This window comes from Bacillus sp. es.034 (genome assembly GCF_002563655.1).
GTDB lineage: Bacteria > Bacillota > Bacilli > Bacillales > Bacillaceae_B > Rossellomorea.
Genome location: NZ_PDIY01000001.1, coordinates 1132903 through 1156744, shown reverse-complemented (window position 1 = coordinate 1156744; position 23842 = coordinate 1132903). Strand labels below are relative to the sequence as shown.

Sequence of the window (23842 nt, the reverse complement as noted above, 5' to 3'; positions counted from 1 at the left end):
TCCACTAAATTATTTAATATCAAGCTATCAGTTACGAAAAGAAGTGGAGAAACATTAAATTATTTCTCCACTGATATAACATAAATTATTTTTAGTTAGAGTTTTATTTCACTTTCTTCTAAGGTAGTTTTTAAGTAGTTTAAAACTTGCTCTCTTAAATCCCCACGCTCTAATGCAAACTCCACAGTAGCTCTAATAAACCCAAACTTATCTCCTACATCATGACGATCACCTTTGAATTCGTATCCAACAACCATTTGCAACTCATTCAACTTCTTAATCGCATCCGTAAGCTGGATCTCGTTCCCTGCCCCAGGTGTTTGGGTTTCAAGGATCTCAAAGATTTCAGGGCGCAATACATAACGACCCATGATGGCATAATTGGATGGCGCATCTTCCACCTTTGGTTTCTCAACTAAGTCATTTATGTGGAAGACACCGTTATCCATCTCATGATTATTAATAGAGATGACACCATATTTTGATACTTCCTGTTTAGGCACTTCTTGAACACCAATAACGGAAGAGTTATAGCGCTCGTAAACTTCAATCAGTTGTTTCAAGCACGGCTTTTCAGGAGAATGTACAATATCATCCCCAAGTAGAACCGCGAAAGGCTCATCCCCAATAAACCGGCTCGCACACGAAATCGCATGCCCTAACCCAAGTGGCTCCTTCTGACGAATATAATGAATATTAGCCAACTTCGAAATCCCCTGCACTTCTTCCAGTTGCTCATACTTACCCTTTTTCGCAAGTGTCTCTTCAAGCTCATACGACTTATCAAAATGATCCTCAATCGCTCTCTTCCCTCTACCCGTCACAATGATAATATCCTCGATACCGGAAGCGACCGCTTCCTCGATGATATATTGAATAGTAGGCTTGTCCACAATCGGAAGCATTTCCTTCGGTTGAGCTTTCGTCGCCGGCAGGAATCGTGTTCCTAGGCCCGCAGCCGGAATAATCGCTTTTCTTACTTTTTGCATTTCATCCACCCCTTAGTTTATGCTCTGAACTAATTGTCGTTCTTTCTTATTCGCTAATTCTAAAACATAGTTAGATAAGTATTGAGGATCGAAGTCAGTATGGTTTTCTACCAGGTTCGTCACGCGCTCATACTGGAACTCCACCGTCTTCCCAATAAAAATCTTCGGAAACACCGCTTCCCCATGAACTTCATTCTCTCCAAGCAGTTCCTCGTACATCTTCTCACCGGGACGGATCCCCGCATATTTAATCCCGATTTCTTCTATTGAATAACCTGACAAGTTAATCAGATTCTTGGCCAGGTCCACGATCTTGACCGGCTCACCCATATCAAGGACAAAGATCTCCCCACCACGTGCCAAAGCACCTGCCTGCATAACGAGCCTTGATGCTTCCGGAATGGTCATGAAGTATCTCGTCATGTCCGGATGGGTAACGGTCACCGGGCCACCTGCTTGGATCTGCCTTTTAAATAGTGGAATGACGCTTCCACGGCTGCCGAGTACATTCCCGAAACGGACGGCGACGAAATTGGTACCGCTCTGTTTGTCCAGGTTCTGAATGACCATTTCAGCGATTCTCTTCGTGGATCCCATAACGTTTGTCGGGTTTACGGCTTTATCGGAAGAAACTAGCACGAACGTGTTGACTCCGAATGTATCGGCTGCTTCCGCTACGTTCTTCGTTCCAATCACATTGTTCTTCACGGCCTCTTTCGGATTATATTCCATGAGGGGCACATGCTTATGGGCCGCCGCATGATATACCACATCCGGTGAGTGCGTCTGAACGACTTCAAAGATCCGTTCACGATCCTGGATATCCGCAATGATCGGGATAATGTCAAATTCACTCTTATATTTGTTTTTGAGCTCCATATCGATTCCGTAAATGGAATTCTCACCGTGACCGAGTAATAGAAGCTTCTTCGGCTTGAACTTACTCACCTGACGACAGATCTCGGATCCGATTGATCCTCCTGCCCCCGTCACCAGAATCGTTTTCCCCGTCAATTTTTCCGAAATCGATTTCGTATCGAGTTCCACCGGGTCTCTTCCGAGTAAGTCTTCTACTTGGACATCACGGAATTGATTCACGGACACTTTTCCTGACACGATGTCTTCTAACATCGGCATGATCTGGGTCTTCGCATCCGTCTTACTGCACTCCTGATACACTCGTTGAATCTCGGATTTACTCATCGACGGGATGGCAATGATGATCGTTTCCACGTTCAGTTTTTCTACCAGTTTCGGGATATCTTTCGTTCTTCCCGCTACGGTGACTCCATAGATTTGGAGCTTCTGTTTTTTCGGGTCATCATCGACGAATCCTACAGGAAGGATGTCTGCATCGTGATTTTTCATGAATTGGCGGACAAGCATGGAACCTGCTGCCCCGGCGCCGATGATCAATGCGCGCTTTTTCTCTTGCTTTGGTTTTATGTAGTAATCCCTGTACATTCTCCATGAGAAACGGGATCCCCCGATGAGGATGATGTGCAACATCCATGTCACACCAAGCACCCGCACATAGATATCACCTTTCGCCACAAATTGAATCACTGCCGTGGCTACGATCGACCACGTGATGGCACGGACGATGGCGAGCATTTCCCCAACACTTGCGTATTCCCACGCTTTCTGATAAATGCGGTAAATGAAAGCGAATATATGATGGGTCACAAGCAGCGCCACAGAGGTGAATACGAGCGTCGGAAGAGTACCACTGATTGAAAAGGTAGGAATGACAAGATAATAACCGATATAAATAGCCGTTAACACTATTATGGAATCAAGCAGCATCAACATGGAAACTCGTTTCGTATAACTCAAAATGGACCTCTCCTTTTTCTGTTTTTCGACAAAATAAATACCTAAGGGAAACATATAGAAGTCTACATCTTTTCCTTAGGAATCTATTGAACATCTCATTTAATAAACTACTGGTTCTCAATACATAAAACGTTTTCATCGCTTCCCTTTCCTTCTATTTCATAAAAATAATAAAAATATGGGCATCTAACCCTTCCTCACATCCCACCACTGACGACGAGCGTCTAAGGCGAAGCTACTCTTCCCCCACGGCGTGACCGAGTGCCTCCGATGATAATGGTAAGGAGACATTCCCAAAATTCTACTGTTGTCCGAGTGCAACTTTATGATTCCGATTTACCAACGACAATAGTACCTTAGGACCTTATTGATTCTATTCGATTTCTCTTAAAAGATTCCCAGGAATTTTTTCTTTTTAACCTTCTCCGGGATTTCTTTATAGATATTCTTGCCTTCTATCAGCAGTTCTGCATTCTCTGTAAAGTAATAGATCATATCTATTCCGTACTTTTTCTCTAATGTATCCATCGCTTCCTCCATTTTGAAAGAGCGATTATGTATATTATGTGCATCTGATGCGATGAAGTGCGTCAGGTTGGCTTCGATCAATTGCTGGGAGAATCTCTGGATATTCTTGCCGAAGTAACCTGTCAGGCTTGACGCTGTCAATTGCGTGACTGCCCCATTCTTGACCAGATTATACAGTCTGTCCGGCCGTTCGATCAATTCTGCATTTCTCTCCGGATGAACGATGACGGGGATCAGCCCTTCATTCTGCAGCTCGTAAAATAGCCTGTCCGCATATCGCGGTACCGAGCTTGAAGGGAATTCGACGAATATGTATGGGGAAACTCGGTTTAAAGGTAAGAGTTTTCCATTGTGATAGTCTTCTATCATTTCTCCGAATATTCTGCATTCTTGACCCGGAAGGACTTTCAAATCAACCTTCTCCTGTTGCAGGTGATGGTTCAGTTCGTCCACTTTATGAAGAATATCAAGACGTTCATTCTCATACTGCCCGTTCATATGGTGAGGAGTCGCGATGATCATATCAATCCCTTCCGATACGGCAAGCTTCGCCATATCGACACTATCCTGCATGGTGCGGGCTCCGTCGTCCACACCAGGTAAGATATGACTATGTATGTCAATCATCGTCATCCTCCTCACATTACTTAGTTCTTTCGACTTAAGTCAACATCTATCATTTTACTACACTAGGTATATTTGTAAACGGGTGAAATTTGTCGAATGACCTTTTATTTATTGTTATCTTTTTCCATAATAGTAATAATAGCTTGTATCTTTGATTTCACGGTTGTTCAGGATGACTCCGAGGAGCTTTCCTTTAGCTGATTGAAGGAGTTCTTTCCCCTTTTGAGCGCTTTCGATTTCGGTCGTCCCTGAGCTCACGACGAGGATCGTTCCGTGGCATTGATTGGCCAATACCTGTGCATCGGTTACGGCAAGGACAGGCGGCGTGTCGAAAATGACCATATCATAGTCTTCATACACATCCACCAGGAATTCTTCCATCGATCTTGAACTAAGTAGTTCCGCAGGATTCGGTGGTACAGGACCGCACGTCAATAAATCCAGATGATCCACCTCTGTTGGATGGATCACTTCCCTCAGCATCTTCTGCCTTGTCAACACGGTTGTAAGACCGAATGTATTCGTCACATTGAACGTATAATGAGCCGTCGGTTTCCGCATATCCGCATCGACCAACAGGACACTTTTTCCCTGTTGGGCAAATACCACAGCCATATTGGCAGCCGTCGTGGATTTCCCTTCTCCGGGACCTGATGATGTCACCATGATCGAGCGCATCTCCCTGTCAACGGACGAGAAGTTGATATTGGTCCGAATCGTTTTATACTGCTCTGAAATCGGTGACTTCGGAGATATCTGCGTCACGAGCTTCCGCTTCGTATTCGCCATCAGTTTCTTCAGCTTCTTATTCTTACCCAATCTTCTCACCCCTTTCCCGTGATTTGCGATTCGCGCGTCCTGATGGATTGTCTTCTTTGACATCCCCGATGATAGCTATGGAACCAAGGACCGGCAAGCCGAGCACTTTCTCGACTTCCTGTTCCGTTTTGAGAGTGTTATCCAGGAACTCCAGTAAGAAGGCAAGCCCTACACCGAGCATTAATCCTACTACCGCTGCGATGGCAACGTTTAGTACAGGTTTCGGTTTGATAGGCGATTGTTTTTCACCGACTTCAGCTTTGGCAAGGACGGTTACGTTGTCGACGTTCATGATTTTCGTAATTTCGCTTTGAAAGACCTCAGCTGTTTTGTTGGCAATGTCGGCAGCGGTTTGAGGATCTGTATCGGTTACTGACAGATTGATGACTTGAGACTCTGCTTCACTGCCTACAGTGATCTTCGAATTAAGTTGGGAAGCATTCAATCCGTTGTTCAGATCAGTAGATACTTTTTCAAGAATGGCAGGACTTTTAATGATGACATTATACGTATTGATCAATTGCAGATTCGTTTGGATCTCACCGGGATTATAAGCCGGCTGATCCGACTTTGCCTGATTGACCAATAATTGTGTAGTGGACTGGTAAACAGGTGTCAAAAGGAAAAAGCTGACCGCCCCGCTTACTAAGATGGCTGTAAGAGTAATCAAGATAATTAAACTCATGCGCTTTCGTAACGTTTCCATCAACTCGCGCAAACTGATCGTTTCTTCCATAACTTCCTCCTAATAATAGAAAAAATATGTAAAATAATGTGGTTTCCTGTTGTATTTTGAGAAATTTGTTGTCATAATTTTAATAGAAATGTAACATATCCATACTTATCTATTAAACTACAAATAATGTCAAAATGGAAGGCATTTTAGTAAATTGGAAATGATTTCTTCACCATTTCCCACCATAAATGGAGGTCTAAAGTATGAGAACCTTTTCATTATTTTTACTAGGTTTGGTTTGTGTAGGTGTACTTGTTTACGGGAACATGTATTGGCAGGATAAAACCTCCGTTTCAAGCGCAGAAAAAACTGCGGACGTTACAGAGGCGACAACGGCAGAGCAAGCGACAGAAGAAGAACCAGGTTTCGACTCCCTCATCGCCAATTGGCCAGAGGACGCTCAAGCTTCCTTCAAGAAAGCAGTCGCTGACGGCACTCCCTATAAACTGGCCATCGTCGGATCCCTCGCACTCGGGGCCGATGAAAACGGTTGGAGTGAGCAGGTGAAATCAGAACTTATCGATACATATAGAGACAACATCGCAGTGAAAATCTTTCAATACGATACAACCTCTCTCACCTTTGTGAATGGAGAGAACGTAGATGAAGTGCTGGACTATGGACCCCAGCTTGTCCTTCTTGAACCCTTCGCCCTGAACGACAATTCGAACGGCGTCGGTGGAGAGAACAACCAGGAAAGCATCCAGATCTTCAAACGCAAACTGACCGAACAGAACGAGGACGCCGTCTTGATCCTGCAACCGACACATCCGATCGCCGGGGCAACATACTATCCCCTTCAGATTGAGAAGCTGAAGGAGTTCGCTGAAGAGAATGACATTCCTTATCTGGATCACTGGAGTGCCTGGCCTGTTGATGATGAGGAGACATTGGGTGAGCTGCTGGCGGAAGATCAGGAGACACCTAGTGAGGAAGGGCATGCGTTGTGGGCGGAGTATTTGGTGGATTATTTTATTAAGAAGTAGGAAAACCGATGAGTAATTGAACAGGAAACATGTAGCATGCTGATTTTTCCCTTGTATTTCAGGAAGTATCTCGACACTATTTTGTACTGAAAATAAAAGGGTAGGAACCAAATCTGGTTTCCTACCCTTCTTTTTACTATAGATAAACAAAGCAAAAGCCTATTGGAGCCTTATTAAGCTTCTCTTACTTTTTTTGCTTCATCCACTTTAGCAGGCACATCTTTATAATTCTTAGAATCTATATCTTTTTGAACTTCTTTCAACTTACTGATATAAGACTCTTTGTCCTTATGATCTTTTTTAATTTGAGTAATATACAACTCAATATATCTCGACCAGGAATTTGCATATTTTTCTTTGTTAGCATTTTCTGTAGAAAAATATTCTTTTACCTTACCTTCTAACGCCTTACCGTCTGATAACAAAAAGACGGTTTCTCCCTTGTCTATGTATTCCTGAAGTGTTTTTGGTTGTTCAACTTCCCAAGGATATTTTCCATTTGTATCAATCGTTCGTTCATCTGACACTTCGCTTGCCTTTTTGTCTGTAGCCTGATCAGCTTGACATCCGGCTCCTATAATTGCACCCATCCCGATCATTAGCGATAGGCTGCTTTTCATCATTATTTTCTTCATACAATCACCACCCTAATTATTGAAACACCTTTCCAATTTTACCACATACTATCAATCCTTCAACATAGAACGACCATACAATCGTACATTCAATACTATTAGCCCATAACTATTTTATTTACTGGCAGGTCTAGTAATTCTGGCCAAACTTTATTGATCATTTTGGTAAATAGAGTACCCGATTCCCTTTCTTCATAAGGTGCAGAAAGCATTTTGGTAAGTAGGACTCTATTATTGTACGGAACGAAAGATTCATAAGCGACATCACTTTCTAGCAGGATCCAACTATGCCACATAGGCATACGATGCTCCCAGTAAAACAGGTCGGCATATTCGTAGTTATAAAAGTTGTCTTGGTTAAATTGATTGGTTTCAATAAAGTCTTGAAAACTTTCTATTACTGCAGGATGTTCATTCATTTTTGTAGTGGTGTAAAGCTTAGCTAATTCCAATGCATTAAGGTCCTCACTACGTTTCGAGTAAAATACTCTTGCGATCTCGGCAATATTTGATCTAATATGAATCCGGTCTTGCGGAAAATGGTCGGCGTACATTTTAAATAGGTGCATGGACCCCCTGTACATCCCTACATTCTTCTGCCACACCCTTCTAAAATCCATTAACTCAGGCTGGTCATTATTTGTACTATACTCATAGACTTTATAAGGTGCCTTCTTAATATCAGCTAACTTCTTGGCAATTTTTATATCTTCCCGAAATTTTCTTGGGTTTGATACACTGATATGAGTAAAATAATCCACGTCTCCATTTATTTTCGACTGCATGGCATAAGTTAATCGACTGTCCAGGCCTGCAGTTAAGGAGATACTAACCCTATTATTCTCATACAGCAATTCAGCTTGAGTTTGCATAATTGTAACTAATTCATCCACAAGATTATCTACGGAGCTTGTCGGTTCAATTGGTCCTCGTGGAAATATCCTCTTTACAGCACGTTCTTCTACCTGATATTTCGTATTTGGAATGAGAGGCTTAACACCTTCATATGGGGATAGTAAACCCGGCAAGTAACGCCTGCCACCGTAATCTTTGTGAGTTAATAATTCAAAAGACTGCTTTGATGCCTGGTAATCAAGTAAATCTGCAATTAAAGTTGAATGCGATGAAACGACTGTATCTTCTCCTATACAATCGTAATAGACCGTCCTTGTCCCACACGCGTCATGATAGACTTCTGTTATTTCCGGCGTTTGACTAACTATAACGAACCTACCAGACAACTGGTCTATATAGTTTAAGAAGACCTCTTCAGATTCTTGCTTTTTCTTTAATAGCTTACTTGCAATGTTATTTTTATTGTTTAATTTATCAAACGGATTTAACACTAAACCTAGTAAAGCTATTCTAAACCCATTATCTTCTAAAACAACACTTGGCATATCATTATCAAAGTACAATTGATATTTCCCAAACGAAACGGTACTCCATTTATCAATTGTCTGCTGAGATAATTTGTCTTTAAAAACCAATACCTTTTTATCCGTGAGTAAAAAACCTCTACGAAACAGATGTCTTGCGTAATTATTCATGATGAAACCCCTTTTAAATATTTTATGGTTAAATGTTACTATACTTTCAGGAAACAAAAAACATTTTTTATAATATAAGGGATTCTATTGTTGATTTCATTCCTTAATTTTCTCACTTATTTGATTGCAAAATAAAAAAATGACGCGGATACTTTCACGTCATTCACCAGATTTTTTTATTTATCTCTTTTCCCTCTTCTGACTCTCGATATACTTTTTTTCCTGTTCGGCATTCAACGGAGACGTCGCTTTCCCGATATTTCCGTCCTGAAGCCGCCAAATTGTATTATGATCTCCCACCACTCCGGAATAATCGCCTTCTTTCCAGCTGGTGAGAATGTCCTCATACACGTATTCATCTTCATATTTGTTGATTTTTAATTGTTCTAACAGATAATCTATCCGTTCATCGGTGATTTTAAAGAAAGACCACTTCTCTTTCGCCCTCACCTTTTGATGGCTCATGGCATGTATGTACTGGCGCATCAAGTCCTCACTCAGCGGCGTCTTCACTTTTTCACCGAAAGGATTTTCCTCACCACTTGAATTCATTTCCACTCCCTCTGTGGACACAGCATCTGACTGAGTTGATTGATTACCAGTTTCTGAATTTCCCAGACTGCCAACTACAATATAAACTCCCAGTCCCGTCAGGAGCACAACACTTCCTACTATAACGCTCAACATTTTTTTACGTAGCATGGTTTTCCCCCTGTATGATTTCTGTCCTACCTTCTTCTAGATGTCAGGCCGAATGTCCTGCCAAGTATTGTTATATTACCATATTTTTCATAGGGTAAAAAGAGATAGTCGCTAAGTTGGTTGTCATTGGAAACTGAATTCCGTATAATGGTTTGTTGTTTGTTACATTATTTCCAACTCTACATAAGGGAGATCTGATACATTTGAAGAATCAGTCGTGGTTATCACTTCAGTTCTTTGCGATATTTTTTACATGGGGGATTTTTATTCCTTATTGGACCGCGTGGTTAGTGGAAAGTAAGGATTTCTCCATTTCGGCGGCAAGTACGGTGATTGCTGTGGGGATGATTGCACGGTCGTTTTCGAGCTTCTTCGTATTTCCGAAGTTGAGCCAGACGGTTTCATTAGGGCGGTTATCCAGATGGATTGTATTATTTTCCGGGATTGCGTTGCTGATGTTCCTGCCTATGAATTCATTCGGGATGGTGCTGGGGTGCATGGTGTTATTCAGCCTTGTGTATCCGATGCTGCTTCCGATGGTTGAAAGCATGGCGGCTGTGATGATGAAGGAAGATGGGATTGATTATGGCCGGAGCCGTTCCTGGGGATCAATCGGGTATACGACAGCACTGCTTGCGGTTGGATTCTTGACGTCGATTTTTACCGAGGGGGCCGTGATTTATCTTCTGTTTGGCGGGATCGTCGTGATCTTACTTTCTTCCCTCGCGAAACTGCCACAGTCCATGAGCGGGACACGTGGTCAGGAGAAGCTTTCTTACAGGAGACTTCTGAAATCCCGTAAGTTTGTCTGGGCGATGGTGATTGTTGTCTTGATCCAGGGAGCACATGCTTCTTATTATAATTATGGCGTTCTTTATTTAAAGGAATTAGATGTGAGTGCCGTTTATATCGGCGTGATCTTAAATGTTGCGGTGTTGTCTGAAATACTGTTCTTTGCGTTTTCAGACCGGCTGCTGAAGGGTAAGAGCATTTCCGTCATGTTCATGATAGCAGCAGGGGCTGCTGTGACACGTTGGACTTTGTTGTTCCTCTTCCCCAGCACCCCTGTCTTCATCTTTACCCAACTTTTCCACTCATTAACCTTCGGATTGACCCATTATGCATTCATGCGGTTGATTTATGAAGAATTAGAGAGCAAGGATATCCCCGCGGCCCAGGGTGTGTACACTTCACTTGGAATGGGATTGAGTACGGCGGTGCTGACGTTTATCGGTGGCTTCTTGTATGATATCTCACCTGGTGCGGCGTTTATGGGAATGGCCGTTGTTGTGGCGCCTTGTGTGGTGCTTGGTGGATGGATGTATTGGAAGTATGACCGTGGGGTTGAAGGTGTGTTTAGTTATAAATGATGATGGGCCGTTCGGGATGGGATTCCGGGCGGTTTTTTTATGATGTGAAGCTATAAAAAAAACGCCCCACCCATCAAAGGCAGGACGCTCCAATCAAACTTAAAATCTCTTATACCCAACAAACTTAGGATTCCAGTACGTATTGCTCAACTTCGAAACCACTACTCCACTGTCGGATGCGTGGATGAATTCCCCGTTTCCAACGTAGATCCCCATGTGGCTGATGCCGGCTTTGTACGTATTTTCAAAGAATACGAGGTCGCCTGCTTTCGGGCTGGATACGAAGGATGATTTGCTGTAGTAGCCTTCTGTGTTCGTACGAGAAATCGATTGTCCCGCCTGGTTGAAGACGTAGTAGATGAATCCGCTGCAGTCGAAGCCGGATGGTGATGTGCCTCCCCATGCGTACGGAGTCCCTACATATTTCTTGGCGATGTCGACGACGTTTGATGACGGGGTTTCTGTTCCTCCGTCAGATGTACCATTAATGGAAAGCTTTTGACCGACATAAATGGTATCAGAGCTTAAACCGTTCCAAGACTTGATGGACGAGACGCTCACGTTATAACGGATAGCGATATGTGAAAGGGTGTCTCCTGATTGTACTGTGTATGTACTTGATCCCGTTGACGGTGGTGGTGTAGTTCCGCCGGAAGAAACGATCAACGTTTGCCCGGGATAGATCACGTCACTCTTAAGATTGTTCCATGATTTCAGTTCAGCGACATATACATCGTATTTGGCACCGATTTTTGATAGATAGTCACCTGATTGGACGGTATATGTTTTGGCAGAAGAACTGCTTGGAGCTGATACTTCGAGTACTTGATTCACATAGATCAAGTCGGAGTTCAGGTTATTCCAGCTTTTCAGGTTTGAAACGGATGTATCATATTTATATGCAATCACGGAAAGGGAATCACCTGATTGTACGCGGTAAGAAGCCGCTTCCGCTGAATTGGCAGCCATTGTCGAGAAAAGAGCAGCAGTAGTAAAGGCAATGATTGTTTTCTTCAAAAAAATGTCTCCTTCATAGATAGTGTCGAATTTTGTTGCTTGTCCATTATCTATGAAATAGACTGATATTTTAATAGGCTTATTTTCTTATATGAAGAAAAATCAGGAAGAAACCCCAGTATAATAGTGATTGGTACATTATGGTCCTGTTTCCATTTACCATTATTGTATGGCAGTTTCCCTACAAAAGTGGATTCCTGACCCTGGGTGAATGTCCTTATTTGTCAAAAAACCCTTATGAGCCCCGCTGTTATACCGATTAGAAATTTATGGTTACGCTTACAACATTGTCGTGACGCTTTTGTGGGTCTTTACGCTCTTTTTCTCATGAGGTTTTACGACCAATGCCCTTTCATATGGATCAGTCAATTCCCCCTCTCCTCATCCCTATTACCCATCACTCATTTACTTCAAGAAAATTCTGAATGACAAGTTGATTTTTATCGATTAAAATAAGTAGAATTTATCTTTCGTTAAAGCAAGGGGCGGGTTGCGTTGGCAGGAAAACTAAGGCTGTCAAACTTTGAATCTCTCAGGGTCCTTTCCATGATCATGATTGTGCTGTTGCATTTTGGGACCTATGGTATTTCGAAGTATATTAACATATCTGAGCTAAGCAGTATCAATCAATTCCTCTTTACCTTCATCAAGGTTCTGTGCCTGGTTGGGGTCAACGTGTATGTGTTGATCAGCGGATACTTCCTGTGTACGTCGACATTCAAGATGAGCAAGGCGCTAAGGGTGGTTCGGGAAACCTTTATTTTCTCCGTGGTGATTTTTGCAGGAATGGCGGTCCTGCAACGGACTGATGGATCTCTTGCTGGAATGCTCCCGTCGATCTTACCGGTTTATATGTCCACCTATTGGTTCATTACGGTTTATATCTTATTATTCCTGATTTCGCCTTATCTCAATATGGTCATCAATCAGGTATCAAAGAAGGAATACGAGAAGCTGCTTTTCCTATTATTCCTGGTCAACTGTGTCTGGCAGTTCTTCCATCCCCTGGCAAGCTTCGGGGTCAATGGAGGGTACAGTATCGTCCATTTCATCTTTCTCTATTTTGTCGCTGGATACCTGAGACATCACGGAAGGTTTATCTCTTCCTTAAGCACGGGGTATTATTTAAGCGTTTACATATTTATTGGAGCAGGCACTGCCCTCATACTGCAGCAGGCATGGGAGCTGCCTTTCAAACTGCTGACCTATAATTCTCCTATCAGCGTGATCATGTCGTTGGCACTGTTCCTATTTTTCTCGAAGCTCAGCTTTGTATCGAGACCCATCAACGCCATATCCGGGTATGTACTGGGCGTCTACCTGATACATGAGCATCCCCTGATCAGACAGCGATTATGGGCCAATGTGATGGAATGGATGAATGTCGGGAGTCAATCTCTCCTCATCCTTCAATATCTGGCGTATGCTGTTGTCATATTTGGAGTTTGCCTGGGAATCTCTTATGTGGTGTGCTCCCTCATCAATTATAAAACGTTTATTAAAAGGAAGAAGCCAGCCGAAAAAGTGAAATTGGCTGGTTGAATATGAATGATATTCTACTGCGCCAGCTGAGATTCAGCTGGTTTTTTTTATTGCTATCTTTCTAAAAGAGGTTTAACTCTAGCATAATTAGGTAATTTTACATATAAATGTAAATTAGGAGGGGTACGTTGGACGCTTTAATGTTTGTAATCAATATTCTGATTGCCGTTTATTTGTTTATGGATGCCAAAAAACATCATAAGAATAAATGGTTATGGGGGATTCTTGGACTATTTTTTAGTTTTATCACACTGGGAATCTACTGGATACTGACCGGCAGAAAACTGATGGGTTGGATTGTCCTGATTGCCTATGTGATTTGGGTTATATTAGGAATTGTAGGAGCTGTGACGGTTGGTGTGTTTAATGGACTGAGTCAATGATAGGAAAGGATGTCTGCTTTTTGGATTGCAGACGTCCTTTTTTAAGAAATGAAAGGAGATTTTTCATGTGGGATGATTATACGCAACGAACAGACAAAGGATTTGAATGGTATTACTTTAACCTCACCTATAGAAGGAAGATGATTCGTACGTTATGGATGACCCCGCTCATCCTTGTTTTGTATTTTCTTTTACGATTTATCGGGTTGAATCTTATGTATACCCTCATTTTCATAGGGATTGGCCTGGTGAGTCACATCCTTCAATTTGCTTATAATTATCATATGTGGAACAAATATGAGAGAAGTCATCAATGACCTTACATCATTTGCTTGGAGCGACAGAGTTGCTGCAAGCTTTTTTCATGTCCAAAATGAAAACGGCTACACTTTTTCATTGACAGCTTGTATATACATGAATACAATAAGAGTATATCTTGTATATACAACACCCCGAATGAAATGAAAGCGCTTTGACAAAAAGCATCTTTCAGAGCGTTTTCCACATACTATTTAGGGGAATCCATTAATAGAAATGAAAGCGGGTACAACGCTTTTATGAAGGGTGCCTGGCACCTTTCACCATTCCAAGGGAGGGAATTTCATGAGCGTGAAACGTGAAGACGTTCTCGAAATCATTGAAGCAATTGGCGGCAAGGATAATATCCGCACGGCCACTCACTGTGTGACTCGTCTACGGCTGGTGCTGAATGATGAGAAGAAAGTGGATAAAGAAAGATTAGAGGCAATTGATCTGGTGAAGGGTTCCTTCTCCTCAAACGGTCAGTTCCAGGTTGTCATCGGGCAGGGTCTTGTGAATAAAGCGTATCAAATTTTAGCTGAGGAAACAGGGATCGAGCATGCATCGAAGCAGGATGTTAAAGATGCCGCGACTCAGAACCTGAATCCCCTGCAGCGCGCAATCAAGGTACTGGCGGATATCTTCATTCCGATCCTGCCGGCGATCGTAACGGCCGGTTTGTTGATGGGTCTGAATAATATTCTGACCGGACCGGGGATTTTCTATGATGAGAAATCAGTCATCGATGTTCATAAGCAGTGGGCAGATTTTGCATCGATCATTAACTTGATTGCCAACACGGCCTTTGTGTTCCTGCCGGGGTTGATTGGTTGGTCAGCGGTCAAGCGTTTCGGCGGAAGTCCATTACTCGGTATCGTATTAGGTCTTATGCTCGTTCATCCCGACTTACTGAACGCTTGGTCTTATGCAAGTGCAGAGAAGATTCCTACATGGAATTTATTCGGATTTGAAGTCGACAAAATCGGGTATCAGGGACAAGTTCTCCCGATCCTCTTCGCTTCCTATCTATTGGCGAAGATTGAAATGTTCCTGGATAAGAGAGTTCATGATTCCATCAAGCTCTTGGTCGTGGCGCCGGTCGCCCTTCTGATTACCGGATTTGCCGCCTTCATCCTGATCGGACCTGTTACCTTCTTTATTGGTAACATGCTGACGGATAGCGTCGTGTGGGTGTTCGATCACGTATCATGGTTAGGTGGTCTCCTGTATGGTGGTTTATACGCCGTCATGGTTATTACTGGAATGCACCATACGTTCCTTGCAGTAGACTTACAGCTTGTCGGAAGCCAAGGTGGAACATTCCTATGGCCGATCCTTGCCCTATCGAATATCGCACAGGGTTCAGCAGCTCTTGCGATGATGGTGGTAGCAAAGAAAGAAAACGAAAAGCTTCGCGGCTTGGCTGGTACGTCAGCCATCTCCGCTTATCTAGGAATTACGGAACCGGCGATGTTCGGGGTGAACCTGCGCTACCGCTACCCGTTTATCAGTGCCTTGATCGGGTCAGCCATCGGTGGTGTACTGTTAGCGATGACAGGAACGAAAGCATTCTCCATCGGTGTAGGTGGATTGCCTGGATTCCTATCGATCATTCCTGAATATTGGATTCCGTTCTTCATCGGAATGGCCATCTGTATCGTCGTACCGTTCGTACTGACAATCGTCTGGTCCAAATTCAGCAAAAACGAAGCAGTCTGATTCATAGAGAGAAAACAGTTGCAACAACTTGTATATACAAGTTAAACTAAGGGGGACAAATGAATTCTTAGCACTTGCCTGAAAGGGATAGTGATGGGGATGTTTGTCTCCCTTCTTTATGGGAGGGACGGACCTTCAAATCTGCTTGTTTTGGAGCGTCTTTTCCTATTAGATAAGGGTTTGTGGCGGAGAATGGAAGGTCCGTCCCTCTATATAGGCATTAGAACAATGATGGAATGAAATAAATGAGGCGGATGAGCTAAAAAGTTGAGGTCCGTCCCTCAAAAATAGGTGAAGGATGGTGGATGTGGCATGAAGCAGCCTTGGTGGAAGAAGTCGGTTGTGTATCAGATTTATCCGAAGAGTTTTTATGATACGTCGGGGAATGGCGTTGGGGATATTAAGGGAATAACGGCGAAGCTGGATTATTTGAAGGAGCTTGGGATTGATGTGGTGTGGATCACGCCGATTTATAAGTCTCCTCAGAACGACAATGGCTATGATATTAGCGACTATTTCAATATTCACGAAGAATACGGGACGATGGATGATTTCGATGAGCTTCTGGAGGAAGCCCACTCCCGCGGCATCAAGATCATCATGGACATCGTGATCAACCATACATCGACAGAGAATCAGTGGTTCATTGAGTCCCGGAAGTCGAAGGACAATGAGTACCGTGACTTCTATATTTGGAAGGACGGAAAGCCCGACGGTTCCGAGCCGACGAACTGGCAGTCGAAGTTCGGAGGAAATGCTTGGCAGTATGACGAGGAAACGGGTCAATACTACCTCCACCTCTTTGACGTCACTCAAGCTGATTTGAACTGGGAGAACGATAAGGTCCGTGAGAAGCTTTATGACATGATGCACTTCTGGCTGAAGAAAGGCGTCGACGGCTTCCGTTTGGACGTCATCAACCTCATCTCCAAAGATCAGGACTTCCCTGATGATGACGGCTCGGTCGCTCCCGGGGATGGACGCAAATTTTACACTGACGGGCCAAAGGTCCATGAGTATATGCAGGAAATGAACAAGGAAGTCTTCTCTCAATACGACATCATGACCGTCGGGGAAATGTCTTCCACTACGATTGACAACTGTATCAAGTATTCAAACCCGGACCGCAATGAGCTCAGCATGACCTTCAATTTCCACCACTTGAAGGTGGATTACCCGAACGGGGAGAAATGGTCGGTTGCTGACTTCGATTTTCTTAAATTGAAGGAAATCCTCTCTACCTGGCAGCGGGAAATGCATAAAGGCGGCGGATGGAACGCCCTCTTCTGGTGCAACCATGATCAGCCAAGGATCGTGTCCCGCTACGGTGACGATGGAAAGTACCGGAACGAATCGGCGAAGATGCTCGCAACGACGATCCATCTGATGCAGGGTACCCCTTATATCTATCAGGGAGAAGAATTCGGGATGACGAATCCGAAGTTCACGAGCATCAAGGAGTACCGTGATGTGGAGTCCCTCAATACATTCAATATATTGAAAGAACAAGGAAAAACGGAAGAAGAGATCCTGGAGATCCTCCGCCACAAGTCCCGTGACAACTCACGGACTCCGGTGCAGTGGAACAATGACGAGAATGCCGGGTTCACAAGCGGTACCCCTTGGATCCCTGTTGCGAAGAACTATCAGGAAATCAATGCAGAGCAGGCGCTGGAAGACGAAAACTCAGTCTTCTATCACTACCAGAAGCTGAACCGCCTCCGTAAGGAATACGACATCATCGTCGACGGTGACTACCAGCTGATCCTGGAAGATCACCCTGACATTTTTGCCTATGTACGGAATGGTGACGGTGAAAAGCTGCTTGTGGTGAATAACTTCTATGCTCGCGAGACGGAGTTCACTCTTCCTGATGAGGTGAATCTCGCAGGATGGTCGAGTGAGGTTCTGATTTCGAATTATGAGGATGCGAGGAATGTGTATTCTCAAATCACACTTCGCCCGTATGAGTCTGTGGTGTTTCGATTAACAAAATAAAGAAGATGAGGCATTGTTCATTTGAGCAATGCCTTTTTTCGTATAGACGATTATAAACCCATAATATGGGTATATGGTATTTAAGTCCCGAAAGAAACTTCAGTACAAATAACCCATACCCACTCACCATTTCCATTTGATACCATAAATGAGTGTGTTTACTATTAAAAAGGGGGATGAAAGTCTTGTCCTATTTATCATATTTGACTTCCCAGCTACATGAGAAAAAAGAACAGCTTGTCCGCTTGAGAAACTCCCACTCCAGCCTCAATGCCCTTCAAGGTGAATTTCTCCAGCATCAATCATCCGTTACAGCACCAGACCTTACCCCTGCTACCTGGCAGGGTACGTTAGCTAACGCTTTCACGGAAATACGGGAAGATATGCTCTTTTCCTATAAAGATATTTCCCATCACCAAATGGACATGGCCATAAAAGCCATCGAAGACAAAATTTCTTCACTCAAGACAGAGATCCAGTCACTCGAAACGAGTATCGCCAATGAACGTGCCCGTATCGAAGAGGAACAAAGAAAGGAAGGATGACCATGAACCAAAACATTATCCTGCGCATGGGAGAAATCAATGAATCCTTGAAGAACATCCAAGCTGCCACGGAATCATTTGAACCAGCCCTATTAAAGGACATGGCGTCCTCGAATCACCTTGACGTGGTGACGAGATTAAATGAATTGAATATACAGCTCGAGGATGTCGCCCGGGTGTATAAGAACCTTCTCACTTCAAATAATCTATCGGCGACCAACGCCATCCAGGACTTTAAAGAAGTCGACGACACCATTTCCGCTTCCATCCGGTCGCGTTAGGGGGAATTAGAGGAAAATGAAAACTCTTGATAACCAATCATTACATAACGGTATAGAAGATTTGCGAAGCAAGCTTGAAACCCAGAAAGAACAGCTGACAGAGCTCAGGCAAGCCGTCGAGCAGTTCTCCGGTTCACACGATTCCTTCAGCGGGCAGGGTGGTGAAGCCGTCCGGTCTTTCTATCAGGATCTTCATACCCCTTTTCTGACATTCTACACCCTTACACTGCTAAACTATGAAAGAATCTTGACCGTGTTGAAATCGGCCTCCACCCAACTGGAATCCGACACTTCAGGATTTATCCGTCAACCCTTCCTCGACGGGGAGCTGAGGGATGGTCTGAACAAAACGGAAAGCACCACCCTGAACCTTGTAGATGAAACGAATCAGACATTGGACTCCATTCGGGATATCGTTCATATCCCTGCCATCCAGGATCAGAAGTTCCTCAGCGATACGAAACGGGCCGAACAAAAAGTCACGCAAACCCTTGAGGACTTAACTTCATTCGACACTGACCAAACGAAAGCCCTGGATACTGTGGACCATGACATTCAGCTGATGAAACGTTATATTTATGAAATAGAGGGAATGTTTAAGAATGGGAAGATCACGGTCGAAAGCTATTCAGGGACAGAATTGAATCACTCCTTCCACCGCCAGCCTTTTATGAGTACGCTCTCTGACAGGTTGCAGTTTGAAAGCCTGCTCGTATCCAGAATGACCATTTCGAGTGAATACGATTCCTTAAATCAATTGTTGATGTTGAAAGGGCAGGGGGATTCCAGTTCATTCATCTCTTATTATTCAGATGATCTCGCTATTTCAAGTGAAGGTAAGGCACAAACTTCTTACGGAGTATGCTACCCTCCGGAGAAAAATGAATATGTCATAGATAAGAAAGTAGAGGACGGTTTTGGTTCTGACGGGGTTGGAAATGCAGGACTGAACTTTACGAATGACTATGATGATGGTCATCTTTCATTTGATTTAAACGGTTCGGTCATCGATACCGGCAGTATGGATAACGTCCCCTCCTTCCTGGAGCAAAAGTTCATATACGGACAGATGGACGCCGACATCCCTTATTCATTTAAATCTACTGGCGAGGCGCTTCTTTATGGACAGAATATTGGATTGAAAACGGAAGCGATTGCATCAAAAACGACCTTTGCCCATGACAATTCACCTGCCGCCCTTGACCTGGCTTTTGGTCAGGCTGAAGCGAAGGCAAATGTAGAGAACTACACTGCAAGCGCAGGTATAGGGGTTGCCGCCGCCAAATCGGAAATAAAACTTGAACCTCTTAATTGGTTCGGCTACGAGCCCCTAGAAGAGTGGTTCGGTTTCGATTATGATCCGTACATCGCTGTCGATGTATCCTTAGGGAGCGCAGGTGTCAGTGGATCAGTCGGCATGGAAACCGGTGTTTATGCCGCCTACGGAATCGGCGTAGGAGTCAAAGGCGGACTCGAAGAAGATAAGAAATAACCAGATGAAGGAGGATCACATGCCAACCACCAAAGAGAAATCCAGAAATTTATTTCGATTGCTTCTGCTTATATATCCCATCTTCATGGGCATCATGGGGACCATCAGCTTGATTGTCCTCGTCACATGGGGTATACCACAGGAAGATCTGCAATCCCAGATGCCAGCCATTCTGCTCTTGGCCCTGGTGATTTACGGAACATGTGCAGCTTCCATCCTCATCCGTTCCATTTTCTTTAAAAAGGAAAAGATTTCTCAAGAGTAGGACTATCGACTGCTCAAAACTTTTCAAGAAAGAAGTGATTTATAATGAGTAAAAAAGATACCAGTCTCCTCCCCATCGGAACGGTCGTCAAATTAAAGAAGGTAGATAAACCGGTCATGATCTACGGCCGTCACCAAATTCAAAAAAAGACCGGGACCATCTTCGATTACATAGCGGTCCCTTATCCTGAAGGAAACCTGACAGAAGAATTCAACGTCTTCTTCAATCGTGAGCTTATCGAAGACGTCATTCATCCGGGACTCGTTTCTCCTGCAGAAGAACTGATGAGGGAAAAAGTAGAAGAGGATATGGAGAAGAATCGGAAGAATGAAAGGAAACAAGATGAAAATTAAATTTCTATTTATGCTTATATTTATCACCTTCACTTTACTTGGCTGCAGTCAAACCGCTGCAGATAAACCTGATAAGAAAGAGGAAGTAAAAGAAGGAAGCCTGGATCCGACTAAGCTTCTTCCCATTGGGACCGTTGTAAAGCTGTCTAAAGTGGACAAATCGGTCATGATCTATGGCTACAATCAAATCCAAGTAAGCACGAATAAACAATACGACTATATCGGGGTCCCTTATCCGGAAGGCAATATTTCACCTGACTACAATGTCTTTTTTAACCGGAACCTGATCGAAGAGGTTTTACATAACGGCTACGTGACGGATGAAGATAAGAAGATCCGGGAAGAAGCCGACCGCGAGGAAAATACATATTAGGAGGGGCGCTAATGTTTTCGGATAATCCATCCCTTAGAAGAATCATCCGGACCGGACTGCTTGTCTTCGCCATCATGGGATTCATCAGCGGCACGATGCCACTGGCCATCATTAGCCCTGCTATTTTCACAGGTACTTCCATGCCTGAACAGCTTCCTGCATTTGTGGTCATTGCCGTTGTCAACTATGGCTTTGCCATCCTTTTACTTGTTGTCCGTTCTAAATTTTTCAAAAAGTAAACCGAATTTATTTTCAAGTTAACATTAAAACACGTTTATGGGATAATAAAGGAAAAAGGAGTTCCTGCCATGAATGCTGCTCCAATGGTTCAAACCCTCAAGCAAGAAATGGAATCAAAACGCCTGGAATTAAAGTACTTTGCCCAATACCACGGCTTATCACATCCTGCGACGGTGAAGCTCAGCCAGGAACTCGATGGACTATTTAACCTTTATCACCAATTGAATCAAAAGTAAAAGGCTGTGCCCGGGCACAGCCTTTCTTCATTATTCTGTTGCTCCCTCTTCTCCCTCACTAGCCAAGAAGAAAATCGCCGCAACCTTCCATCCATCGTCCTTCTTATGAAAGACGGTTACCTGCTTCCCGGAACGGGTCACTTCCTTATCACTGTTCGGATCCTTCGTCGTGGCTTCAATCTCAGCATAGACATCCGCTTTCTTGCCTGCATAGTTGATGATCTTCACATTATCCACTTTGCGCTTCGAATCGACTGTATCAAAGATCTGCTTCACATAGCGCTCTTCATCTTCGTACTTGAAGTTCACAGGTGTCTTCGAGATGACGCTCATATATGAATCGAAATCTTCTTCGTTAAAGGCATTGATATATTGATTAAAGGCTGCGTCGATCGCCGATTTTTCCTCTGCGGGGATCCCTTCCGCTTCCTTCAGTTCACTTGCGTCCTCCACGATTTGCGTCATTTGGGTCAGGGATGCCGCCTCATCTGTTGCAGGATCTTCACTCGGGCTGACCTCTTCTGTTTTCTTTGCCGTTTCTTTGTCTTCCTTCTTCTCTTCGTCTGCCCCACAAGCACCCAATAATAATGTGCTCATGCCAATTCCCAACATGATTTTCTTCCAATGCTGTTTCGACAATGCTCTTCACCCTTTTCTAAAATTCGCACTATCTCCATTCTATTGAAAATATTCACAACACTCAAGTTCAATCTCATTTCTTCCTATTAATTATGGTAAAATAATAGCAGGTGATATTATGACGAAAAGCAATAAATACCAACAAATCTTCGAGGATCTCTCTGAAAAAATACAGAATGGCACGTATCCTGCGAATTCCATCCTGCCATCGGAAAACGAGCTCTCGGTGATCTATGCCACTTCTCGTGAGACTATACGTAAAGCGCTTACATTATTGGCTCAAAGAGGGTTGATACAGAAGCTGCGCGGAAAAGGATCCCTCGTCCTCGACGTGTCCCGTATGAGTTTTCCGATTTCAGGCCTTGTAAGCTTCAAGGAGCTGCAGACATCCATGGGGCGGGACCAGATCGAAACGTTCGTCCACGACTTTGGCTTGATCTCTGCCGATGACGGGATCGCTGCTCAACTCGAGACGTCCCGAGACGCAGAAATTTGGAAAGTCGTCCGCTCCCGCAAAATCGGCGGCGAAAGAATCATTCTGGACAAGTCCTATTTCCTGAAAGAACAAGTCCCTTTGCTGACGAAAGAAATATGCGAGAACTCCATCTATGAATATCTCGAGGGCGAGCTCCAGCTACCCATCGATTTTGCCAAAAAAGAAATCGTTGTGGAAGAGTGTACGGATGAGGACCGCGAGTACCTGGACCTGAATGAATATGATCATGTGGTGGTTGTGAAGAACTATGTACATTTAAAAGATGCGACGTTGTTTGAGTACACAGAATCGCGGCACAGGCTGGACATGTTCCGGTTTGTGGACTTTGCACGGAGAAAGCATTAGATTAGTCCACTTCCTGGTTTGGGAAGTGGATTTTTTCTAATCCAGCACGATCCCCTCCCAAAAAAGACAATCAAAAAACGACCCTCCACCAGAAGGGCCGCTCTCTCAACAACAAATTAACAATACTCTATCTATCAACCGGTACTTATCGTACTTCCACCCAGCCATTCTTAATCGCAGTCACCACTGCCTGGGTACGGTCGTTCACGTTCATTTTTTGAAGTATATTACTTACATGATTTTTAACAGTTTTTTCACTGATATATAAGCCTTCACCGATGCCACGGTTACTTTTACCGTCTGCAAGCATTTGCAATACTTCACATTCGCGGCGTGTTAACAGGTGAAGCGGGCGGCGAACTTCGGATTGCTGGAACCCGCCTGAGTTCTGGGCGTTTGCCAGGCGCTTGTATTCTGCAACCAGATTATGCGTTACTTTCGGATGTACGTACGAACCGCCTTCCGCGACGATTTTCACAGCGTCAACCAAGGCATCTGAGTCCATCTCTTTTAGAAGGTAGCCAAGAGCCCCTGTCTTCAGCGCATGGTTCACATAGTTCTCATCATCGTGGATGGACAGGATGATGACTTTCGTATCCGGATACTTGGCCATTAGTTCACGAGTTGCTTCCACGCCGTTTGTCTCAGGCATGTTGATATCCATGAGGACTACGTCGGGTTCATGTGTTTCGACGAGGTTCATTGCATCTGAACCGTCATCACCTTCTGCTACTACGTTGAAAGAAGGTTCGAATTCGAGGATTCGTTTAACCCCTTCCCTGAAAAGCTGGTGATCGTCAATGATAACAATATTTGTTGCCATGTCTTTCGCCTCCCTAA

General features: G+C 43.8%; 27 protein-coding genes. 16 read left to right on the top strand and 11 right to left on the bottom strand.

All coding sequences use genetic code 11. The features are described 5' to 3' along the window. Positions 1 to 95: 95 nt before the first annotated feature. The 5 genes from galU to ATG71_RS05915 form a co-directional block, all read right to left on the bottom strand. Positions 96 to 989, bottom strand: coding sequence for a UTP--glucose-1-phosphate uridylyltransferase GalU (galU, locus tag ATG71_RS05935; protein WP_098438833.1), 894 nt, complete (start codon positions 987 to 989; stop codon positions 96 to 98). 12 nt (positions 990 to 1001) lie between these two features. Next, positions 1002 to 2825 carry a polysaccharide biosynthesis protein gene (locus ATG71_RS05930; protein WP_098438832.1) on the bottom strand — a complete coding sequence of 608 codons (1824 nt, stop codon included), beginning with the start codon at positions 2823 to 2825 and terminating at the stop codon, positions 1002 to 1004. Between the two features lie 387 nt (positions 2826 to 3212). Next, positions 3213 to 3980, bottom strand: a complete 768-nt coding sequence (locus ATG71_RS05925) for a tyrosine-protein phosphatase (protein WP_098438831.1) — start codon at positions 3978 to 3980, stop codon at positions 3213 to 3215. Positions 3981 to 4094: 114 nt separating this feature from the next. Next, entirely contained in the window at positions 4095 to 4769 is a 675-nt protein-coding gene (locus ATG71_RS05920) for a CpsD/CapB family tyrosine-protein kinase (RefSeq protein WP_179886631.1), read from the bottom strand. 22 nt (positions 4770 to 4791) lie between these two features. Further along, positions 4792 to 5535: a YveK family protein gene (locus ATG71_RS05915; protein ID WP_098438829.1), complete on the bottom strand. Its 744-nt coding sequence runs from the start codon at positions 5533 to 5535 to the stop codon at positions 4792 to 4794. Between the two features lie 203 nt (positions 5536 to 5738). On the opposite strand from ATG71_RS05915, the gene ATG71_RS05910 reads away from it, so the two are divergent. Then, positions 5739 to 6521 (top strand): SGNH/GDSL hydrolase family protein, encoded by a 783-nt coding sequence (locus tag ATG71_RS05910; protein ID WP_098438828.1) that lies wholly within the window; start codon positions 5739 to 5741, stop codon positions 6519 to 6521. A 173-nt stretch (positions 6522 to 6694) separates the two neighbouring features. Here the strand turns inward: ATG71_RS05910 and ATG71_RS05905 are convergent, their stop codons facing one another. The 3 genes from ATG71_RS05905 to ATG71_RS05895 form a co-directional block, all read right to left on the bottom strand. Further along, positions 6695 to 7156: a hypothetical protein gene (locus ATG71_RS05905; protein ID WP_098438827.1), complete on the bottom strand. Its 462-nt coding sequence runs from the start codon at positions 7154 to 7156 to the stop codon at positions 6695 to 6697. Between the two features lie 98 nt (positions 7157 to 7254). Further along, complete coding sequence (locus ATG71_RS05900) at positions 7255 to 8706, bottom strand: hypothetical protein (RefSeq protein WP_286162923.1); 1452 nt, start codon at positions 8704 to 8706, stop codon at positions 7255 to 7257. A 180-nt stretch (positions 8707 to 8886) separates the two neighbouring features. Then, positions 8887 to 9408 carry a DUF6241 domain-containing protein gene (locus ATG71_RS05895; protein WP_098438826.1) on the bottom strand — a complete coding sequence of 174 codons (522 nt, stop codon included), beginning with the start codon at positions 9406 to 9408 and terminating at the stop codon, positions 8887 to 8889. A 203-nt stretch (positions 9409 to 9611) separates the two neighbouring features. Here ATG71_RS05895 and ATG71_RS05890 point away from each other — a divergent pair, with 203 nt between their 5' ends. Next, positions 9612 to 10778, top strand: coding sequence for a 3-phenylpropionate MFS transporter (locus ATG71_RS05890; RefSeq protein WP_098438825.1), 1167 nt, complete (start codon positions 9612 to 9614; stop codon positions 10776 to 10778). Between the two features lie 99 nt (positions 10779 to 10877). Here ATG71_RS05890 and ATG71_RS05885 read toward each other — a convergent pair whose 3' ends face one another. Further along, a complete protein-coding gene (locus ATG71_RS05885) occupies positions 10878 to 11795 on the bottom strand; it encodes a C40 family peptidase (RefSeq protein WP_179886466.1) in 918 nt (305 codons plus the stop codon). Between the two features lie 495 nt (positions 11796 to 12290). On the opposite strand from ATG71_RS05885, the gene ATG71_RS05880 reads away from it, so the two are divergent. The 13 genes from ATG71_RS05880 (at position 12291) to ATG71_RS05820 (ending at position 21522) form a co-directional block, all read left to right on the top strand. Then, the gene (locus ATG71_RS05880) at positions 12291 to 13337 is read left to right on the top strand and encodes an acyltransferase (protein WP_098438824.1); all 1047 of its coding nucleotides are present in this window, start codon (positions 12291 to 12293) and stop codon (positions 13335 to 13337) included. 128 nt (positions 13338 to 13465) lie between these two features. Next, the gene (locus tag ATG71_RS05875) at positions 13466 to 13720 is read left to right on the top strand and encodes a hypothetical protein (RefSeq protein WP_483295299.1); all 255 of its coding nucleotides are present in this window, start codon (positions 13466 to 13468) and stop codon (positions 13718 to 13720) included. 65 nt (positions 13721 to 13785) lie between these two features. After that, a complete protein-coding gene (locus tag ATG71_RS05870; RefSeq protein WP_098438823.1) occupies positions 13786 to 14037 on the top strand; it encodes a hypothetical protein in 252 nt (83 codons plus the stop codon). Positions 14038 to 14323: 286 nt separating this feature from the next. Further along, a complete protein-coding gene (gene treP, locus ATG71_RS05865; RefSeq protein WP_098438822.1) occupies positions 14324 to 15739 on the top strand; it encodes a PTS system trehalose-specific EIIBC component in 1416 nt (471 codons plus the stop codon). Positions 15740 to 16051: 312 nt separating this feature from the next. Then, on the top strand, positions 16052 to 17737 hold the full coding sequence (gene treC / locus ATG71_RS05860; protein WP_098438821.1) for an alpha,alpha-phosphotrehalase: 1686 nt from the start codon (positions 16052 to 16054) through the stop codon (positions 17735 to 17737). Positions 17738 to 17922: 185 nt separating this feature from the next. Further along, a complete protein-coding gene (locus ATG71_RS05855) occupies positions 17923 to 18282 on the top strand; it encodes a YwqH-like family protein (protein ID WP_179886465.1) in 360 nt (119 codons plus the stop codon). A gap of 2 nt (positions 18283 to 18284) precedes the next feature. Beyond that, on the top strand, positions 18285 to 18563 hold the full coding sequence (locus ATG71_RS05850; protein WP_098438819.1) for a DUF5344 family protein: 279 nt from the start codon (positions 18285 to 18287) through the stop codon (positions 18561 to 18563). Between the two features lie 16 nt (positions 18564 to 18579). Continuing rightward, the gene (locus ATG71_RS05845; protein ID WP_098438818.1) at positions 18580 to 20055 is read left to right on the top strand and encodes a ribonuclease YeeF family protein; all 1476 of its coding nucleotides are present in this window, start codon (positions 18580 to 18582) and stop codon (positions 20053 to 20055) included. 19 nt (positions 20056 to 20074) lie between these two features. Then, positions 20075 to 20320 carry a hypothetical protein gene (locus ATG71_RS05840; protein ID WP_098438817.1) on the top strand — a complete coding sequence of 82 codons (246 nt, stop codon included), beginning with the start codon at positions 20075 to 20077 and terminating at the stop codon, positions 20318 to 20320. Between the two features lie 44 nt (positions 20321 to 20364). Continuing rightward, positions 20365 to 20673, top strand: coding sequence for a DUF4176 domain-containing protein (locus tag ATG71_RS05835; RefSeq protein ID WP_098438816.1), 309 nt, complete (start codon positions 20365 to 20367; stop codon positions 20671 to 20673). Next, on the top strand, positions 20663 to 21046 hold the full coding sequence (locus ATG71_RS05830; protein WP_286162920.1) for a DUF4176 domain-containing protein: 384 nt from the start codon (positions 20663 to 20665) through the stop codon (positions 21044 to 21046). Before ATG71_RS05835 ends, ATG71_RS05830 begins: the two co-directional genes overlap by 11 nt. 11 nt (positions 21047 to 21057) lie before the next feature. Next, the gene (locus ATG71_RS05825; protein ID WP_098438815.1) at positions 21058 to 21285 is read left to right on the top strand and encodes a hypothetical protein; all 228 of its coding nucleotides are present in this window, start codon (positions 21058 to 21060) and stop codon (positions 21283 to 21285) included. 69 nt (positions 21286 to 21354) lie between these two features. Next, positions 21355 to 21522 carry an aspartyl-phosphate phosphatase Spo0E family protein gene (locus ATG71_RS05820; RefSeq protein ID WP_098438814.1) on the top strand — a complete coding sequence of 56 codons (168 nt, stop codon included), beginning with the start codon at positions 21355 to 21357 and terminating at the stop codon, positions 21520 to 21522. A gap of 30 nt (positions 21523 to 21552) precedes the next feature. Here ATG71_RS05820 and ATG71_RS05815 read toward each other — a convergent pair whose 3' ends face one another. Further along, entirely contained in the window at positions 21553 to 22161 is a 609-nt protein-coding gene (locus ATG71_RS05815) for a nuclear transport factor 2 family protein (protein ID WP_098438813.1), read from the bottom strand. A gap of 118 nt (positions 22162 to 22279) precedes the next feature. Between ATG71_RS05815 and treR the strand changes: the two genes are divergently transcribed. Then, positions 22280 to 23002, top strand: a complete 723-nt coding sequence (gene treR / locus ATG71_RS05810; RefSeq protein WP_098438812.1) for a trehalose operon repressor — start codon at positions 22280 to 22282, stop codon at positions 23000 to 23002. A 145-nt stretch (positions 23003 to 23147) separates the two neighbouring features. Here treR and ATG71_RS05805 read toward each other — a convergent pair whose 3' ends face one another. Beyond that, a complete protein-coding gene (locus tag ATG71_RS05805; RefSeq protein WP_060672801.1) occupies positions 23148 to 23825 on the bottom strand; it encodes a response regulator in 678 nt (225 codons plus the stop codon). Positions 23826 to 23842: the final 17 nt, after the last annotated feature.

What these genes read in the sequence shown, in the direction of transcription:
- galU (WP_098438833.1), bottom strand. Translation starts at nt 989, where the DNA reads ATGCAAAAAGTAAGAAAAGCGATTATTCCGGCTGCGGGCCTAGGAACA.
- ATG71_RS05925 (WP_098438831.1), bottom strand. Translation starts at nt 3,980, where the DNA reads ATGATTGACATACATAGTCATATCTTACCTGGTGTGGACGACGGAGCC.
- ATG71_RS05920 (WP_179886631.1), bottom strand. Translation starts at nt 4,769, where the DNA reads ATGGCGAATACGAAGCGGAAGCTCGTGACGCAGATATCTCCGAAGTCA.
- ATG71_RS05915 (WP_098438829.1), bottom strand. Translation starts at nt 5,535, where the DNA reads ATGGAAGAAACGATCAGTTTGCGCGAGTTGATGGAAACGTTACGAAAG.
- ATG71_RS05910 (WP_098438828.1), top strand. Translation starts at nt 5,739, where the DNA reads ATGAGAACCTTTTCATTATTTTTACTAGGTTTGGTTTGTGTAGGTGTA.
- ATG71_RS05905 (WP_098438827.1), bottom strand. Translation starts at nt 7,156, where the DNA reads ATGAAGAAAATAATGATGAAAAGCAGCCTATCGCTAATGATCGGGATG.
- ATG71_RS05900 (WP_286162923.1), bottom strand. Translation starts at nt 8,706, where the DNA reads ATGAATAATTACGCAAGACATCTGTTTCGTAGAGGTTTTTTACTCACG.
- ATG71_RS05895 (WP_098438826.1), bottom strand. Translation starts at nt 9,408, where the DNA reads ATGCTACGTAAAAAAATGTTGAGCGTTATAGTAGGAAGTGTTGTGCTC.
- ATG71_RS05870 (WP_098438823.1), top strand. Translation starts at nt 13,786, where the DNA reads ATGTGGGATGATTATACGCAACGAACAGACAAAGGATTTGAATGGTAT.
- treP (WP_098438822.1), top strand. Translation starts at nt 14,324, where the DNA reads ATGAGCGTGAAACGTGAAGACGTTCTCGAAATCATTGAAGCAATTGGC.
- treC (WP_098438821.1), top strand. Translation starts at nt 16,052, where the DNA reads ATGAAGCAGCCTTGGTGGAAGAAGTCGGTTGTGTATCAGATTTATCCG.
- ATG71_RS05850 (WP_098438819.1), top strand. Translation starts at nt 18,285, where the DNA reads ATGAACCAAAACATTATCCTGCGCATGGGAGAAATCAATGAATCCTTG.
- ATG71_RS05845 (WP_098438818.1), top strand. Translation starts at nt 18,580, where the DNA reads ATGAAAACTCTTGATAACCAATCATTACATAACGGTATAGAAGATTTG.
- ATG71_RS05840 (WP_098438817.1), top strand. Translation starts at nt 20,075, where the DNA reads ATGCCAACCACCAAAGAGAAATCCAGAAATTTATTTCGATTGCTTCTG.
- ATG71_RS05835 (WP_098438816.1), top strand. Translation starts at nt 20,365, where the DNA reads ATGAGTAAAAAAGATACCAGTCTCCTCCCCATCGGAACGGTCGTCAAA.
- ATG71_RS05830 (WP_286162920.1), top strand. Translation starts at nt 20,663, where the DNA reads ATGAAAATTAAATTTCTATTTATGCTTATATTTATCACCTTCACTTTA.
- ATG71_RS05825 (WP_098438815.1), top strand. Translation starts at nt 21,058, where the DNA reads ATGTTTTCGGATAATCCATCCCTTAGAAGAATCATCCGGACCGGACTG.
- ATG71_RS05820 (WP_098438814.1), top strand. Translation starts at nt 21,355, where the DNA reads ATGAATGCTGCTCCAATGGTTCAAACCCTCAAGCAAGAAATGGAATCA.
- treR (WP_098438812.1), top strand. Translation starts at nt 22,280, where the DNA reads ATGACGAAAAGCAATAAATACCAACAAATCTTCGAGGATCTCTCTGAA.
- ATG71_RS05805 (WP_060672801.1), bottom strand. Translation starts at nt 23,825, where the DNA reads ATGGCAACAAATATTGTTATCATTGACGATCACCAGCTTTTCAGGGAA.